Below are 16,340 nucleotides of genomic sequence, written 5' to 3'. Positions count from 1 at the left end.
CTGCCTTCCCGCCGAACCGTCGGCGCTCGTGTCTCGGAGCCCCAACAGGTTTGGCGTCTGCTTCAATGGGTGGTCAGAATCGGCCGAGGACACGGGGGCGTCATGTCCGGCACCAGAGCTGTCTCCTTCCGAGGAGTCGATGTGCTCGAAGACCTGCTGCGCTGGTTGGTGCGGCGACCGCCGCGCGGGGAGCGGATGCTGCCGATGGTGGGTCTCTGCGGTGACCTCACCAATGTCGAGGCATGCCTGGATATGTTCGGCTCGGCACTCGGCGGCGCGGTGCACGTGGCCGTGGACGTGGACGTCCTCGACCCCTTGCCGGAGGGCAGCTCGCTGGTCGAGGACACCACGCCGGGCCTGACCGTTTTGCGGCAACTGCTCTACAACATGTGCAAGGGGTTGTCGGCGGACCGCTTCGGGCGTCTGCGCCCATTGCCTTTCCGGCGCTACCGGTTGGCCGAATGGTTGATGGCGCGCAAACTGAGTTCCGACAACGAGCTCGATGAACTGGCGTCGCTGTTGCGCAAGGACTTCGGCCGTTGGGGCGAGGAATTGCTGGGCGAAGCCCAGGCCACGGTGGGCGCGGTACAACGAATCCTGTTGGGCGTTTTGCGTATCGTTCTGCCCACGGCGGTGTTCCGGGCGCGCACGGGCGGGCGGATTCCCGGCGTGGGACGTGAGTTCCGGTGGTTCATGCGCCAGCAGTATCTCGCGCCGGAACAGTCCAGCCAGTTCGTCGGATTCGCCCACCGTCTCACCGAGGGCGCCCGCCGCCAAGAGCACGCCGAGCATCTGGCCAAGCTGCTGGTGCATGCTTTTCTCGAAGACCTGCGGGTCGCCTACCGCCGTCGATGGTGGAGCATCGGCGCCGCACGGCGCACCACCTATCCGGTCGTGATCCTGCGCGCTCTCGACGGCGAAGCCGGTCCACGGCTGCTGGATCTGATCAACGACATCCGCAACGAGACCGGCAAGGACGACCCGCTGCTGGTGGTGGCAGGCACGCGGACAGCGCCGTCGGGCGTCACCGCGCGGCCCGCATACCGGGTGCGGCGGTTGTACGAGATCTGGGTGGAGGAGTTGCCCGTCGCGCGGCAGCGGCAGCGCCCGCGGGCCTGGCAGTTGTGGTTCGCCGTGCCCGCGACCGGCTCCGACGACGACGAGGCGGACCCGTTCCGCCGGATCGAGGTCCCGGCGCCGCCGTGGTGGGCACGACGGGCGTTGTCGGCGAGCGTGGTGTTCCTGGTGGCGGTGCTGGCGGTGGCGGCGGGCGGGTTCGCGACCTGGCGGCCGTGGCACGCGGGGGAACCCGTGTGCGCCACCGGAACGGCCGTAGAGTGGGTGCGCGTCGTCCCCGGTACGGACGGCAACTGCGTCGGTTTCAGCGCATACGACCCGGACGATCCCGACTCCGGCGGGCGGGGCTTCCTGTTCGCGCGCGACGAACCGGGCAGTCGCCGCCTGGTGGAAGCACAGCGGCGGGTGTACAAGCAGAACCTGCTGGCCGAGCGGCTGGCCGCACAGCAGCCGGCGCGGCCGCTGTTCACCCTCGTCTATTTCGGTCAGTTGACCGGCGTTCCGGGCGATTACCCCGCGCAGAGCGAGGACATCGAGGGCTTGGCGCTGGCTCAGTACAACGCGCTCGAATCGGTCGCGTTGTCCGACGCCGTCACGCCCGACACGGTCCCGCTGATCCGGCTGCTGCTCGCGAATACCGGTCCGGCCAATCTGCAGGGTCCCCAAGTCGTCGAGCTGCTGACGCCGCTCATCGAGGCGGAGCCGAGCATCGTCGGCGCGATCGGGCTCGATCAGAGCCGGATCGCGACGCTGGGGATGATCAACTCGCTGACCGGCCTCGGCATTCCGATGGTGGCGCCCAGTTTGTCGGCCGACGAGATGGTGCTGTCCTCGCCGCTGTACTTCCAGATCGCCCCGCCGAACCACGCGATCGCCGACATGATCAAGCAGTACCTGAACTCCCTTCCCGGGCTGGCCGGGCGCGGCGTCCGGATCTACCATCGGCCCGACCCGACCGATCTCTACACCGAGAACATGGCCGCGGACCTGCACATCCTCGCGGCCGACGGCCGGGCGATCTGGGACGGCTCCTGGGACCAGCGTGATGCCTTCACCGGGTCGGACAACACCGACGCATGCGACGAGGTGCTGTTCTTCGCGGGCCGGGATTCGGAGTTCCCCGACTTCCTGCAGAGCCTCAACAAAGCGTGCGGCGACCAGCGGGTGATGCTGATCGCGGACGACTCGGTCAACCGGTTCATGGCCAGCGTGGACCGGCGCAGGGCGGCCAACAGTGCGCGCCCGCTGGTCTACGTGGCCAAAGCGAGCCTGGTGACCTGCCGGAACAAAGGCCAGGGATTCCGCAGCCGGGTCGAGTTCTACCACCTCGCCACCACCGTGGACCCGGACATCCCGAGCTGGAACGCCTGCGCCGAGGCGGACAAGCCGCTGGGCGAGCGCGTCCAGCTGCATCCGCTGGGGGAGCGGGTCGCGTTGGCCTACGACGCGGTCGGGTTGTTCGTACGGGCAGTACAAGCACTGGCCCCGGCCGTGTCCGGGGTCTGGACCGAGCCGATCCCGATCAGCGCGGCCGCGGTGTGGGCCGCCCTGCGTGACCTGCCCCGGCATCCGGTGATCGAGTCCAGCAGTGGCGTGCTGGACTTCTCGGTCAGTCAGGGCGCCCACGCCGGCCGGGTGGCGCACGACAAGTGGGTGGGCATGCTCAGCGTGGAGCAGATCTGGGATCCCTCGACCAACGCCGAACCCGTGATGATCTACGGCTGCGGCCGGGCGAGCGCCGAGGACACGGCGCGGTGTCGTCCCTACCCCCTCGGCGGCGGCTGAGCGGCCTGCGCCGCGTCCGGCTCCCGCATAGCGCTCAGCGGCTCGGCCAGCTCCTCGAGCGACCGCCCTTCCGCCCGTACGCCGTAGGCCAGTTCGACCAAACCCGCCGCGAACATGGCGAGCGCGCCGATGGTGAACGCCAAGGCGGTCTTCCCGAGGTCTCCGTCGGAGGACAATTCGGCGAACACCAACGGTCCCGCGACGCCGCCCGCGACGGTCCCGATCGCATAGAAGAAGGCGATGGCCATGGCGCGAGTCTCCATCGGGAAGATCTCGCTGACGGTCAAGTAGGCGGCGCTGGCGCCGCACGAGGCGACGAACAGCACGGCGGTCCAGCAGGCGGTGAGGGTCGTCGCGGTCAGGTGGCCGCCCGCGAAAAGCCATGCGGTGCCCAGCAACAGCACCGCCGATCCGAGGTAGCTGCCCGCGATCATCGGCTTGCGCCCGATCGTGTCGAACAGCTTGCCCAGCAGCAGCGGACCGAGGAAGTTGCCGAAACAGAGGACCGCGAAGTAGTAGCCGACCCGATCGTCCGGAATGCCGAACGATCTGGACAGGATGAGCGCGTAGTTGAACGTGATGGCGTTGTAGAGGAATGCCTGCCCGATGAACAGCGACAACCCGAGGACACTGCGCCGTGGATAGTGCCGCACCATCACTGCCGCGATCTCCCGGAAGGAGATGGTGCGCCGCTGCTTGATCCGGATCTGTTGATCGGAGACATCCGCGAGCGCCGTGCCGGTGTCGGCCCGGACCTCCTCCTCGATCGCGGCGACGGTTTGTTCGGCTCGGTCCTCGCGTCCGTGGATGAACATCCAGCGGGGGCTCTCCGGGACATGCCTGCGCACCAGCAGGATGACCAGACCGAACACGGCGCCGAGCGCGAAGGTCAACCGCCAGCCCACATTCGGCGGGAACAGATCGGTGTTGAGCGCGAGGATGGACAGCAACGCGCCGCCGACGGCACCGAGCCAGTAGGTGCCGTTGATGACGATGTCGATGCGTCCGCGGTATCTCTTCGGGATCAACTCGTCGACGGCGGAATTGATCGCCGCGTATTCGCCGCCGATGCCGAAACCGGTGAGGAAGCGGAAGAAGACGAACCACCACATCGAGAACGACAGGGCTGTCATCGCGGTCGCGAAGAGGTACACCGCGAGGGTGATCAGGAACAGCTTCTTCCGGCCGAATCGGTCGGTCAGCCAACCGAAGAAGAGCGCGCCGGAGCCGGCGCCCGCGACGTACAGGGCCGCGGCGAGGCCGGAAACCTGTGCGGCCGTGATGTTCAGGCCACTGTCCGGTTCCGACAATCTACTGGCCACACTGCCGACGACGGTCACCTCGAGCCCGTCGAGGATCCAGACCGATCCCAGCCCGATCACGACCATCCAGTGCCACTTCGACCACGGCAAGCGGTCCAGCCGGGCGGGGATGTCTGTTGATATGGTCCGCACGGATCACCACCTTCAGAAGACTGAGGTTCGTTTACCCCGAGCCGCCGCGACCAACCGCCGTGGTCGGCTAGGCTCGCACAGCGACTGAAACATGTTCTAGAAAGTGGCCCGCCGATGAAGACGATCTATGCGCTGTGGGGCGTTGGCGACCTGCTGACCGCCGATCCGGTGTCTCGCCTGTCCGGTGCAGGCGCGGTGCAGGCGAACATCTCGGACGCGGCGGTCGAGATGGCGATGCTGCGGATCACGACGTTCGACGCGCCGGTGCAGGCCGTCGTCAGCGTCTGGTGGGCGGGAACACCGCAGCCGGAGGCGGCCGAGCGGGCGCTCGGCGCCGTGGCGGAGCGGGTAGCCGGCTGGCACGTCGAGGAGGCGACGCCGATTCCGCCGCCGGTCACCGCATTACACGAGCGGGCGCCGGGATTGTCGAACATCGCTTTCCTGCGCGAACCGGATGACCTGTCACACGCCGAATGGCTGGATCGCTGGCGTAACCATCACACCGCGATCGCCATCGAGACCCAGGCGACGTTCGGCTACGTGCAGAATCTGGTGACGGGGCCCGCCACGGCCGGTGCGCCGGAGATCGCCGGGATCGTGGAGGAGCTGTTCCCGATCGAGGCCCTCACCGATCCGCACGCCTTCTATGGCAGCGGCGGCGACGCGGCGGAGCTGGCTCGCCGAGTCGACCGCCTGATGGCCAGCGTCGCGACTTTCGGCGGCGACCGGAACCTGGATGTGGTGCCCACCAGTCGATACCGGTTGCGCTGAGTCGTTCAGCGGCCGGGGGAGCGTCCCGCCGATTCGCGCAGCGCCGCTAGTGCGGCGCGCACCGCAGGATGATGGCCCGCGCCGCGGCGATAGGCCAGATGCGTGCGCCGTCGCGTCGGCAGGGGGCCGAGTACGACGCCCGCGGGACATTCCCGGGTGCCGAATTCCGGCACCAAGGCGACGCCCTGACTCGCGGCCACGAGCGCGAGGACCGTGCCGAAGTCGTCGGCGTGGTGCCGGATCCTGGGTGTGAAGCCGGCCGCTTCGCAGGCGCGTACGGTCATCGTGTGGCACAGCGTGCCGGGAGTGCTCGCGATCCAGGGGCTTTCACGGTGCGCCGACAGCGAGTCGGTGGAACGTGCCGCGAGGTAGACGATCTCCTCGAACAGCGGCTCGCTGTGCAGGGCCGGATCGGCGGGAACCGGCACGTAGTCGTACTCCTGGATCAGCGCGACATCCAGTGTCCCCGCACGCAGCGCGTCGGGCGCCAGCGCCGGATCCAGTTCGGTGACCCGCAGTTCCAGCCTGGGATGCGCGCTGCTCAGCGTGACGAGCGCGGGAGAGAGGATTGTCCGCACGGCGGTGGGGAACGCGCCGATGCGCAGCGTCCCGGTCAGTTCGGCGCGAGTCGCGGCCAGATCGGCGGTGGCCTGCTCGAGCACCGCGAGGATTCGCTCGGTGTGCTGGACGAGAACCACGGCCGCCGGGGTGAGCCGGACCCGCCGCCCGGTTCGCGCCAGCAACGGCACACCGGCCTCCCGTTCCAGCGCGGTGAGTTGCTGGGAGACCGCCGAGGGGGTGTAAGCGAGGGCTTCCGCGACCGCGGCGATGGTTTCGCGATGCGCCAGTTCGCGCAGCAAGCTCAGCTTGCGGACATCGAGCATCAGTTCACCTTATGGTCTGCGACAGAAATGTGAACTGGATCTGATGGTTCGGTCCGTTCAGGCTTGTCCCTATGACGCTCGCAGGTCTCTTCGTCCCCTTGGTCACGCCGTTCTCCGCCGACGGCGCGCTGGCCGCAGACGCGCTGGAGCGGCTCGCCCGCGAGGTCCTCGACGACGGCGCGACCGGCATAGTCGCGCTCGGCACCACCGGTGAACCCGCGACCCTGACGGCCGCGGAACGCGCGCAGGTGGTAGCCGTCTGCGGGCGCGTCTGCCGGGAACGCGCCGCGCCGCTGATCGTGGGAGTGGGATCGAACTCGACGGCGGCTTCCGTCGAAGCGCTCGCCGGCCTCGACCCCCACTGCACCGCGGCGCTCACCGTGGTCCCGTACTACACGCGTCCGTCCGAGGCGGGGGTGCTCGCGCATTTTCGCGAACTCGCCGCAGCCGGTCCCGTGCCGCTGGTCGTCTACCACATCCCGTACCGGACCGGCCTGTCCCTCGGGTTCGACACCTTGCTCGCGCTCGCCGAAATACCCGGGGTCATCGGGGTGAAGCACGCGGTCGGGGCCATTGATGACGTCACCATCGCGTTCATGAGCGCCCGGCCCGCGGACTTCGCGGTGCTGGCCGGTGACGACCTGTTCGCCGCACCGATGCTGGCCCTCGGCGCGGACGGCGCGATCGCGGCTTCGGCAGCCGTGCACACCTCGTCGTTCGCCGCGCTGGTCGGCGCGTGGCGCACCGGTCCGCTCGACGCGGCTCGATCGCTGGGCCACCGGCTCGCGACGCTGTCGGCCGCGCTGTTCGCCGAACCCAATCCCGCGGTGATCAAAGCGGTGCTCGCGGCGCAGGGTCGCATACCGAGCCCTGCGGTCCGATTGCCTCTGCTACCTGCGAGCGAGGGCGCGACGCGGGCCGCGTTGACCGCGCTCGCCGAATTCTCGGCACAAGGAACCGCCATCGACTGGTGTTGCGGCCCCGGAGATGCCACGCTCAAGCGGTGACACAACCTCCGGATACCCAGGCGGCTGGGCCCGACCCGACGACCGACAAACTCGACGCGGCCGTCTTCAAGATCGCGGGCGTCGTCGTGCTCGGCGCGATCATGTCGATTCTCGACATCACCGTCGTCAGCGTCGCAATCCCGACCTTCCAGCGGGAGTTCGACACCAGCTACGCCATCGCGGCGTGGACGATGACCGGCTACACACTCGCGCTGGCCACCGTGATCCCGCTGACCGGGTGGGCGGCCGACCGCTTCGGCACCAAGCGGCTCTACATCATGGCCCTCGTCTTCTTCGTGCTCGGCTCGCTGCTGTGCAGCACGGCGTGGAACATCGAGTCGCTGATCGCGTTCCGCGTGATCCAGGGTCTCGGCGGCGGCATGCTGATGCCGTTGGGCATGACGATCATGACCCACGCCTCGGGCCCGCATCGGGTCGGCCGGGTGATGGCGGTACTCGGCGTGCCGATGCTGCTCGGCCCGATCGGCGGCCCGATCCTGGGCGGTTGGCTGATCGAGAACTTCAGCTGGCACTGGATCTTCCTGATCAACCTGCCGATCGGCGTGGTCGCCCTGGTGCTCGCGGTCGTCGTGCTGCCGGGTGACAAGCCGGAGCCGTCGGAGTCGTTCGACTTCATCGGCATGCTGCTGGCCTCGCCCGGCCTCGCGCTGTTCCTGTTCGGTGTCTCCTCCATCCCGGAGGAGGGGACGGTGATCGCGGGGAAAGTGCTCATCCCGGCCGCTATCGGCGTGCTGCTGATGACGGCGTTCGTGTTCCACGCGCTGCGCACCGAGCACCCGCTGATCGATTTGCACCTGTTCGGCAACCGCGCGCTCACCTTCGCGGTGCTCACGATGGTGCTGTTCGCCGTCGCGTTCTTCGGGGCGGGCCTGCTGCTGCCGACCTACTTGCAGCAGGTGCGCGGTGAGTCGGCGCTGCAGGCGGGTCTGCTGCTCGCGCCGCAGGGCATCGGCGCGATGCTCAGCATGCCGGTCGCGGGCCGTTTCGTGGACAAGATCGGCCCCGGCAAGATCGTGCTCATCGGTATCGCGCTGATCTCGATCGGGACGGCCTACTTCGTCCAGCTCGACGCGGACAGCTCGTATCTCCCCATGATCGGCGCCCTGTTCGTCATGGGCCTCGGCATGGGCTGCACGATGATGCCGATCATGACCGCGGCGATCCAGACGCTGACCCACCAGCAGGTGGCCCGGGGGTCGACCCTGATGAACATCGTCAACCAGACCGCGGGCTCCATCGGCACGGCCACCATGTCGGTGGTGCTGACCAACCTGCTGAACAACGAGCCGCTCGCCCGTCCGGCAATCGCGGCGAACTTCGATCCGGCGCTGGCGAGCCAGCTTCCGCCGGGCACAGTGGAAACCGGCCTGCAGCAGGCCGCGCACGCGTTCAGCCAGACCTATGTGGTGGCGCTGGTGTTGATCGTGCTGACCTTGGTCCCGGCGTTCTTCCTGCCGCGCACCAAGCCGAAGAACCCGGAGGCGGCCGACGCGGTGACCGTGGTCCACGCGTAGCTGTAGGTGTCCCGGATCGCCCTTCTGCCAGGCGATCCCGGGACCATGGCATCGAGCGGGGCATAGCCGGACCGCCGAGCGTGTTCACCGTCGGCTTCGGAGGCCGTCGAACACGATCTCCGCCGCGCGTCGCCACGACGGCGAGCCTGTGGTCTCCCCGAGCAGCGACAGCGCCCACACCAAGTTGACGATGTCTTCGTCGGTCGCGTCGGCGCGCAGCTCGCCTGCTTCCCGGACGCGTGCGAGAACCGTCGACAGATGCGACATTCCGCGATGGCACGCCTCCGCCAGCCGAGCGGCCGCGGGATGGTCTCCGGTGAACGCCTCGAGCAGCCCGCGATCGCCGGTCAGCCTGCCGAGCAGGTCTTCGACGAACCCGGTGAACGCCGTCCACGCGTCCGGCTCGGCCGCAGCGCGGGCGGCGATCTCGTCCACCGCCGCCAGTCGCGGCGGCAGGAGGGCCTCGATCAGGGTGTCGCGGGTCGGGAAATGGTTGTACAGCGTCCCGATGCTGACGCCCGCGCGCCGCGCGATCTCCTCCAGGGAACCCTCGAGGCCCTGCTCGGTGAAAACGTCGGCCGCCTCCCGCAACAACTTCTCCCGGTTGCGGGCGGCGTCCCGGCGCAGCGGTTTGGTCACGCTGCCATCCTACAAAATCTGAGGGCGCCCTCGATTTCATGCTACGGTGATAAATCGAGGGGGGCCTCAGATTAAGGAGAGAACATGTCGGACCATGGAACAGCGGTGATCGTCGGCGTCGGCCCCGGCCTCGGGATGTCGATGGCCCGCCGCTTCGGCAGGGAAGGGTTCCGCGTGGCGCTGATCTCGCGCAGCGATGCGCGGCACGCCGGATACCTCGCGGACCTGGCGGCGCGCGGCATCGACGCCACCGCCCACGTCGCCGATGTCACCGACCGCTCGCGGCTCGCCGCGGTACTCGGCGACATCCGCCGCGAAGGTCCGATCGGATCGGTCTACTACGGGCCGGGGCCGACGCAGCAGCCCGTGCCGATCACCGACATCGATTCCGCCACGGCGCGAACGGCCTTCGAGTGGGTGTGGCCCGCGGTGGACGTGGTGGCTGAAGTGCTGCCCGGCATGCTCGATCGCGGGAACGGCGCTCTGTTCTTCGCCGGCGGCTTGTCCAGCGTCCGCCCCATGCCCATGCTCGGCCACCTCGCCCTCGCGACCGCCGCGCTGCGCAACTACGCCCTCACCCTCAACGCGGCGCTGACAGGACGCAACGTCTACGCGGGCACCCTCACCATCGGCGGACTCGTCGAACGCGGCGACATCCACACCATGGTCACGGCCGACCCGGCGCGTTTCGGCAGCCCGGAAGGTCACACCCTCGATCCGGACGAGCTGGCCGAGACGGCGTGGCAGATGTATCGCACCCGCGACCGGGCCGAAGAAGTCTTCGATGCCTTGGGCGGATGACGGCCGGGGTCAGCCGTAAAGTGCGATGAAGCGGTCGAGGGAGCGTTCGATATCGCCTTTGACCGCCCGGGCCACCCCGGCGCCGATCGGGCCGAACAGCGGCGCGCCGCCGAGTTCGATGTCGACGGTGACCTCCGAGCCCGGGCCCTTCGGGGCGACGAGCAGTTGCAGGCCCAGCTTGGTGCCGCCCTTGCCCGCGCCGGTCAGATGCAGGCGGCTCGGCGGCTCGGCGGCCCGAACCGTCCAGGTGACCCGATTGCGCAGCCCCTTCACCGAGGCGATGCCGACCAGTTGGGTGCCGACGGTCAGCTCGGCGGGCACCTCGCCGCGCCAGGCTTCGTGCATGGTCAGCCATTTGTCGAGTTCGGCGAGGTCGGAGGTGTGCGCCCAGGCCTCCTCCGGCGAGATCGGGACGTCGACCGAGACCTTCAGCTTTGCCATGGGCGCATGGTATCCGGTACCGCTGGTCCGCCCCGTTGTGAGGGCGCGGACGCTCGGCCCCGAGGTGAACACGACCCTTCGTAGTCGAATTCCAGCGGCCGGCAATACTTTTGTTGATGTGTCAGTGAGCGTCCATTCCACTGGGCGGTTCCGGCCGCCGGGGGCCGCCGTCGTCGACAGCGGTGGCCCGCCTCCGCTGAAGTCCACCTGACCTGCGGTTCCGTTTGCAGCGCAAACGGGGTACGACTTGTATGGCAGCCCAACAGTATTGCGCAGCAATGTCGCGATCGGCGGCACGTATCGTCCCAGCTCCGGGAAACCGAAAGTGTCGGTGGGATCGGCAGAGACTTCTCCGGAATGCTGCTAATGTGCGAATGGTCGGGTTCTGGTTACCGTTCGGATATGATCCGGGCGGTCGGCGATTGACATGTAATCGCCTGTCCTGCGGGCACTGTGCGGTAGGCACTCTCGGCGAGTGCCGGTGCCGCCGCGGGGTTTCCGGTACTCCGACGCGGACCCCACCGACCGGTCCGTTCATGGTCGGCAGGCGAGGGAAGGCGAGCGAAGCAGGATGGCAGTGGGCCGATTCCTCGAGACCAGTCAACGACGAAAGAACTGATGAATCAAGATATCGCCGTGGTGCTTTCATGGATCCTCGCCGCCGCTTTGGTGATCGCCGTAGCGGGGGCGTTGTACGCAGTGCAGTATGCCAAGGCTCAGCGAGCCAAGGTCGAGGCCCTGACCAGGGAACAGCGCGCGACAGAGGACACGCTCGAGCGGTTCGCCGCCACCACGCTACCCGCGGTGGCCGAATCGATCCGCCGGTTCGAGTCGCAGGTTCCCCCGGTCGAAGTCCAGGCGGGCATGGAGAATTCGCGGCTCGCGCAGATCCTGCGGTGGATCTCCGAGCGGTACGCCGACGATCTGAGCCTCATCCGCTCGGAGACCAGGGACCTGACCAACAACGAAGCGCAGCAGGCGATCAAGGCCGCCGAAGAGGCCGCGCGCACCGAGGTGGCCTCGGCGTCGCGCCAGGCGACCAGCGCCGCCGTCCGTTCCTTCGGCACCTCCGTGGTCAGCCTCGGCGCGGACGTCAGCCAGGTGGTGAGCGCCGCGCTGCGTGAGCATCGCGACGACCAGGTGTACGAAACGCTCACCCGTATCGACCACACCGTGCAGCAGATGATCCGCCAGGCGCAGTCCTACGTGATCGTCTGCGGTGGCCTGCCCGGCCGTCGCTGGCCCGCGCAGACGCTGACCGACGTGGTCGGCGGCGCCATCGGCCGCGTCCGCGAATACCTGCGGGTGCGACCCAACCAGCTCGACCGCGTCGTGATCAGCCGCGCGGTGGAACCGCTCGTGCACACGCTGGCGACCCTGCTGGACAACGCGTTGCGGTACTCCCCGCCGACTTCCTACGTGGACGTCAACTTCCAGGAGGGCCATCACGGCGTCACCGTCATCATCGATGACGCGGGCGTGCGGATGAACGCCGAGCAGATGGAGGAGGCTCGCCAAGTGCTCGCGCACGAGCGGCCCGTCGACATCCACCAGCTCGGCCCTTCGCCGAAGGTCGGCTTCCCGGGTATCGCCGCGCTGGCCCGCCGCTACGGTTTCACCGTCTACATCGATGGCCCGAACGTCTACGGCGGCATGCGCGCGATGGTCTACATCCCGGAGTCGCTGCTGGTCACACCGCAGAACGTCCAGGAGGTCGCGCCCGTGACCGAGGCAAAACCGGAGCCGGCAACGGTTCCCGCGCCCGCCGCGCCGAGCGAGCAGCCCGGCGACGACGAGCATTCGCTGACGGTGAGCGAGATCACCAGCGGGGGGTTACCCAAGCGGCGACGCAGGACGGTCGCGCTAGCCCCGGTGGGGCCGCGCACCGAACCGGGGCTGGCTCGCCCCGAGGTCGCCGCAGCTTGGCATACCGGCTCCAAGAGCGGCCGCGCCGCCGCATCTGATGACACGGAAGGGATGACATCCTGATGGCCACACCCGTGACCGACAGCAGCAACAAACTGGGCTGGCTACTCGAAGATCTCAGTATCCCGGGTGTGCGGTTCGCGGTGTTGCTGTCCGACGACGGCCTGCGGATCGCGCACTCCGCGGGGATCGCTCGCGACGAGGCGGAACGCTTCTCCGCGGCGGCCTCCGGCCTGCGCTCACTCGGCAAGGCGCTCGGTGAGTTCTGCGGCGACTCCGCCAACGGCGTGCGGCAGAACATGACCGAGTACGACCAGGGAATGATCCTCATCACCGCGGCGGGGGAGGGCGCGCTACTGGGCGTCGCGACCACCAACGACATCGATGTGGGCCTCGTCGCACACCGGATGAACGAGCTCGCAGGCCGGGTCGGGCGCGAGCTCGGCAGCCAGCCGCGCAGGCGCGTAGACGGCAGCGAAATGCCATGATCGAGCGCAGCGAGCGAGTCAAAGGTACTGCGCCGCTGGGCATCACGGAGCCGAGCAAGCGCGAGGTGCCGTCATGAGCAAGCCGCGGCGCGACCCGGACCTCGTCCGGGCTTATGTGCGCACCGGAGGGCGTACGCGTCCCACTCGCGAGCTGGACCTGGTCACTTTGGTCCTGACCGCCAAAGATCCACTCCCCGGCGCGTCGCCCGATGCGCGCCGGGTCATGGCCCTGTGCAGCCGTCGGGGTGCGCTGTCGATCGCCGAGATCGCGGCGTACCTCGACCTGCCGCCGTCCGTCGTCAAGATCGTCACGTCCGATCTGATGGACGGCGGGCACCTGGTCACCCCCACCCCGGCCGAGTCCCTGCCGGAGATCGCTCTGCTGGAGGAGGTACTCAATGGGCTCCGTGCTCTCGCCGTCTGATCGCGCCGTCGACTACGTGCCGGAGACCGTGACCCGCTCGGTGAAACTGCTGGTGGCCGGCAACTTCGGTGTCGGCAAGACCACGTTCGTGAGCAGCGTCTCGGAGATCAAGCCGCTGCGCACCGAGGAGACCATCACCGAGGCCAGCGTCGGCGTGGACGATATGGCCGGGCTGCCCGGCAAGTCGCAGACCACGGTCGCGATGGACTTCGGCCGCATCACGCTCAGTCCCAAACTCGCCCTCTACCTGTTCGGCACGCCGGGGCAGCAGCGTTTCGTCCCTTTGTGGGAGGAGCTGGCTCGCGGTGCGCTCGGCGCGCTCGTGCTTGTCGACACCCGTCGCATCGAGAAGTCCGACGAGGTGCTGTCGGTGCTCGAGGAGCGCGGCGTCCCGTATTCGGTGGCAGTCAACCAGTTCGAAGGAGCGCGCCCCTACCCGCTCGACGAGGTGCGCGATGCCCTCGATCTGGAACCCGGCACGCCGCTGACGACGCTGGACGCGCGTGACCGGGGCACTTGCCTGCGCTCACTGATCACGCTAGTCGAATTCTTGTTCCACCGTTTGGAGTCGCGCATTTGACCACGCCGCAGTCCTCGACCTACCCCGCGCACCTATCCCGTGGCGCCTGCCCGGTCGCGCACGGATCGCCGATCGACACCGACGGCCCCCGGATCCCGCTGTACGCGGAGGGATTCGCGGCCGACCCGCACGGGGTCTACCGGGAGATGCGCAGGCGCCACGGTTCGCTGGTCCCGATCGAATTGTCGCCCGGAGTCCCCGCCACCCTGGTGATCGGATACCAGGAAGCCCTGCGGATCCTGAACGATCCTGAGCACTTTCCCGCCGATCCCCGCATCTGGCAGAAGAACATTCCCGAGGACTCGCCCATCCGGCCGATGATGGAGTGGTACCCGAACGCCCTCCGCAACAGCGGCGCCGCGCATGCCCGCTACCGGGGCGCTTACACCGCCAGCATCGACGCCATCGACCTGCACGAGGTGCACTCGATGGTCGAGCGTATCGCCATTCCGCTGATCAACACCTTCTGCGCGAAGGGCTCCGCCGATCTGGTGACGCAGTACGCGTTCCCGCTCGTCTTCGAGGTGCTCAACCGGATCGTCGGCTGCTCCACCGAACTGGGGCAGCGGGTCGCGACCGGTATGGCCATGCTGTTCGACACCGTCGAGGCGGCCAAGGGCATGCAGATGCTCTCCGAGGCATTGATGGAGCTGATCCACCAGCGCCGCGCGGAGCCCGGCGACGACGTCACGTCCCGGTTGGCCCATCACCCGGCCAAGCTCGACGACGAGGAAATGCTCTCGAACCTGATCAGCCTCTACGGTGCGGGGATCGAGCCACAGCAGAACCTGATCACCAACACGCTGCTGTTGATGCTCACCGACGACCGTTTCGGCGGTGAGGTTCTGGGCGGCAGCCTGTCGACGCGCGACGCGCTGGACGAGGTGCTGTTCAACGACCCGCCGATGGCGAACTTCTGCATCACCTATCCGCGGCAACCCATCCTGGTCGACAACACCTGGTTGCCCGCGCACCAGCCGGTGCTGGTGAGTCTCGCCGCCTGCAACAACGACCCGGCCATCCGCGGCGGTGACCGCGCAGGCAACCGCTCGCATCTGGCGTGGGCGGTCGGACCGCACGCCTGCCCCGCGAAGTCGGTGGCGTCCGTGGTCGTCCAAGAAGCCATCGACCAGCTCCTCGACGCTCTCCCCGAAATGCGGCTGGCCATACCCGCGGACGAAGTGGTCTGGCGTCCCGGCCCTTTCCACCGGGCGTTGGCGGCCCTGCCGGTCGTCTTCCCCAAGTCCCCTCCGTTGAACCTGGTGTAAGGAGAGCGTCCGATGTCGCAAGAGCCGATTGTCTTGGACCTGACCGGTTCCGATATCCAAGGCGAGGCTGCGCGGCTGCGCGAGCGCGGGCCGGTGGCCCTGGTGGAACTGCCCGGCGGGGTGCCCGCGTGGTCCATCACCGATGCCGTCGTGCTGAAGAGCCTGCTGGCCGACCCCCGCGTGTCGAAGGATCCCCGGCAGCACTGGGCGGCGTTCATGAACGGCGAGATCACCGAGGAGTGGCCGCTGCACCCCTGGGTGGCGGTCGACAATATGTTCACCGCCTACGGCGCCGAACATCGGCGGCTGCGCAAGCTGGTCGCGCCCGCGTTCACGCACCGTCGCACCGTGGCGCTTCGACCGCGCATCGAAGCGATCACCGCCGAGCTGCTCGACCGCCTCGCGGCGACCCCGCGTGGCGCGGCGGTCGACCTGCGTGAGGGTTACGCCTACCCGGTGCCCATCCAGGTCATCACCGAACTGATGGGTGTGCCCGAACATCTGGGCCCCGGCGTGCGGAAATGCGTCGACGGGTTCTTCGACACCTCGTTCGGGCCGGAGGAGGCCCAGGCCAACTATCTCGAGATGTTCCGGCTGATCAGCGAACTCGTGGCATACCGTCGGGAGACGCCCGGCGACGACATCACGAGCGTGCTGATCGCCAGCCGGGACGAGGAGGACGGCTCGCGGCTGGCCGAGAAGGAACTCGTCGACACGCTGATGCTGGTCATCAACGCCGGGCACGAGACGACGGTGAACCTGCTCGATCAGGCCATCTACGCGTTGCTCACTCGCCCGGATCAGCGAGCCGACGTGGCGGAGGGCCGGACCCCCTGGTCGGATGTGGTGGAGGAGTCGCTGCGCTTCGAGGCGCCGGTCGCGCACCTGCCGCTGCGCTACGCCGTCGAGGACATCGACATCGCGGGCGTCCGGATTCCCAAGGGCGAGGCGATCCTGGCCTCCTACGTGGCGGCCAACCGCGATCCGAAGGTGCACGGCGCCACCGCGGGCGAGTTCGACGTGCGTCGGTCGGTCAAGGAGCATTTGGCCTTCGGCTACGGAGCGCACCACTGCCTGGGCGCGCCGCTGGCCCGGCTGGAAGCCGAGATCGCCCTCCCGGCGCTCTTCCGTCGCTTCCCGGACATGCGCCTGGCGGCCGACCCGTCCGAGCTGCGCCCCGTGCCCAGCTTCATCTCCAACGGTCACTCCGAGCTGCCGGTGTTCCTGGAGGCTGCGGAGTAGTCCGGCCCGTACGGGCTT

The 16,340-nt window shown here is 68.4% G+C and carries 15 protein-coding genes; 11 read left to right on the top strand and 4 right to left on the bottom strand.

Translation table 11 applies throughout. The features are described from left to right. The first annotated feature begins 102 nt into the window (after positions 1 to 102). The gene (locus tag K8O92_29790; protein UAK31883.1) at positions 103 to 2,862 is read left to right on the top strand and encodes a hypothetical protein; all 2,760 of its coding nucleotides are present in this window, start codon (positions 103 to 105) and stop codon (positions 2,860 to 2,862) included. Here K8O92_29790 and K8O92_29785 read toward each other — a convergent pair. Beyond that, positions 2,841 to 4,250, bottom strand: a complete 1,410-nt coding sequence (locus tag K8O92_29785) for an MFS transporter (GenBank protein ID UAK36021.1) — start codon at positions 4,248 to 4,250, stop codon at positions 2,841 to 2,843. The two genes, K8O92_29790 and K8O92_29785, sit on opposite strands and share 22 nt — an antisense overlap. Positions 4,251 to 4,430: 180 nt before the next feature. Here K8O92_29785 and K8O92_29780 point away from each other — a divergent pair, with 180 nt between their 5' ends. Next, entirely contained in the window at positions 4,431 to 5,087 is a 657-nt protein-coding gene (locus K8O92_29780; protein UAK31882.1) for an EthD domain-containing protein, read from the top strand. Positions 5,088 to 5,092: 5 nt separating this feature from the next. Here K8O92_29780 and K8O92_29775 read toward each other — a convergent pair whose 3' ends face one another. Continuing rightward, the gene (locus tag K8O92_29775) at positions 5,093 to 5,971 is read right to left on the bottom strand and encodes a LysR family transcriptional regulator (GenBank protein ID UAK31881.1); all 879 of its coding nucleotides are present in this window, start codon (positions 5,969 to 5,971) and stop codon (positions 5,093 to 5,095) included. 71 nt (positions 5,972 to 6,042) lie between these two features. On the opposite strand from K8O92_29775, the gene dapA reads away from it, so the two are divergent. Together dapA and K8O92_29765 are read left to right on the top strand one after the other, a co-directional pair. Next, positions 6,043 to 6,978: a 4-hydroxy-tetrahydrodipicolinate synthase gene (dapA, locus tag K8O92_29770; GenBank protein UAK31880.1), complete on the top strand. Its 936-nt coding sequence runs from the start codon at positions 6,043 to 6,045 to the stop codon at positions 6,976 to 6,978. Continuing rightward, positions 6,975 to 8,513: a DHA2 family efflux MFS transporter permease subunit gene (locus K8O92_29765; protein UAK31879.1), complete on the top strand. Its 1,539-nt coding sequence runs from the start codon at positions 6,975 to 6,977 to the stop codon at positions 8,511 to 8,513. The genes dapA and K8O92_29765 overlap by 4 nt, the downstream gene beginning before the upstream one ends. An 84-nt stretch (positions 8,514 to 8,597) precedes the next feature. Here K8O92_29765 and K8O92_29760 read toward each other — a convergent pair whose 3' ends face one another. Further along, positions 8,598 to 9,152 (bottom strand): TetR/AcrR family transcriptional regulator, encoded by a 555-nt coding sequence (locus tag K8O92_29760; GenBank protein UAK31878.1) that lies wholly within the window; start codon positions 9,150 to 9,152, stop codon positions 8,598 to 8,600. Between the two features lie 105 nt (positions 9,153 to 9,257). Here K8O92_29760 and K8O92_29755 point away from each other — a divergent pair, with 105 nt between their 5' ends. Further along, positions 9,258 to 9,953: an SDR family NAD(P)-dependent oxidoreductase gene (locus tag K8O92_29755; protein UAK36020.1), complete on the top strand. Its 696-nt coding sequence runs from the start codon at positions 9,258 to 9,260 to the stop codon at positions 9,951 to 9,953. A 9-nt stretch (positions 9,954 to 9,962) separates the two neighbouring features. On the opposite strand, the gene K8O92_29750 is transcribed toward K8O92_29755, so the two are convergent. Then, positions 9,963 to 10,394 carry an SRPBCC family protein gene (locus K8O92_29750; GenBank protein ID UAK31877.1) on the bottom strand — a complete coding sequence of 144 codons (432 nt, stop codon included), beginning with the start codon at positions 10,392 to 10,394 and terminating at the stop codon, positions 9,963 to 9,965. Positions 10,395 to 11,012: 618 nt separating this feature from the next. Here K8O92_29750 and K8O92_29745 point away from each other — a divergent pair. The 6 genes from K8O92_29745 (at position 11,013) to K8O92_29720 (ending at position 16,322) form a co-directional block, all read left to right on the top strand. Next, entirely contained in the window at positions 11,013 to 12,383 is a 1,371-nt protein-coding gene (locus tag K8O92_29745) for a sensor histidine kinase (GenBank protein ID UAK31876.1), read from the top strand. Further along, positions 12,383 to 12,808, top strand: coding sequence for a roadblock/LC7 domain-containing protein (locus K8O92_29740; protein UAK31875.1), 426 nt, complete (start codon positions 12,383 to 12,385; stop codon positions 12,806 to 12,808). Before K8O92_29745 ends, K8O92_29740 begins: the two co-directional genes overlap by 1 nt. A gap of 73 nt (positions 12,809 to 12,881) precedes the next feature. Next, complete coding sequence (locus K8O92_29735; GenBank protein UAK31874.1) at positions 12,882 to 13,232, top strand: DUF742 domain-containing protein; 351 nt, start codon at positions 12,882 to 12,884, stop codon at positions 13,230 to 13,232. Then, complete coding sequence (locus K8O92_29730) at positions 13,207 to 13,812, top strand: ATP/GTP-binding protein (GenBank protein UAK31873.1); 606 nt, start codon at positions 13,207 to 13,209, stop codon at positions 13,810 to 13,812. Before K8O92_29735 ends, K8O92_29730 begins: the two co-directional genes overlap by 26 nt. Further along, a complete protein-coding gene (locus K8O92_29725; GenBank protein UAK31872.1) occupies positions 13,809 to 15,080 on the top strand; it encodes a cytochrome P450 in 1,272 nt (423 codons plus the stop codon). Before K8O92_29730 ends, K8O92_29725 begins: the two co-directional genes overlap by 4 nt. Before the next feature lie 12 nt (positions 15,081 to 15,092). Further along, positions 15,093 to 16,322, top strand: a complete 1,230-nt coding sequence (locus K8O92_29720; protein UAK31871.1) for a cytochrome P450 — start codon at positions 15,093 to 15,095, stop codon at positions 16,320 to 16,322. Positions 16,323 to 16,340: the final 18 nt, after the last annotated feature.

This window comes from Nocardia asteroides (genome assembly GCA_019930625.1).
In the GTDB taxonomy this organism is placed as follows: domain Bacteria; phylum Actinomycetota; class Actinomycetes; order Mycobacteriales; family Mycobacteriaceae; genus Nocardia; species Nocardia sputi.
Note: the sequence above shows the minus strand (reverse complement) of the source record. Positions and strands in the feature narration are given on the sequence as shown.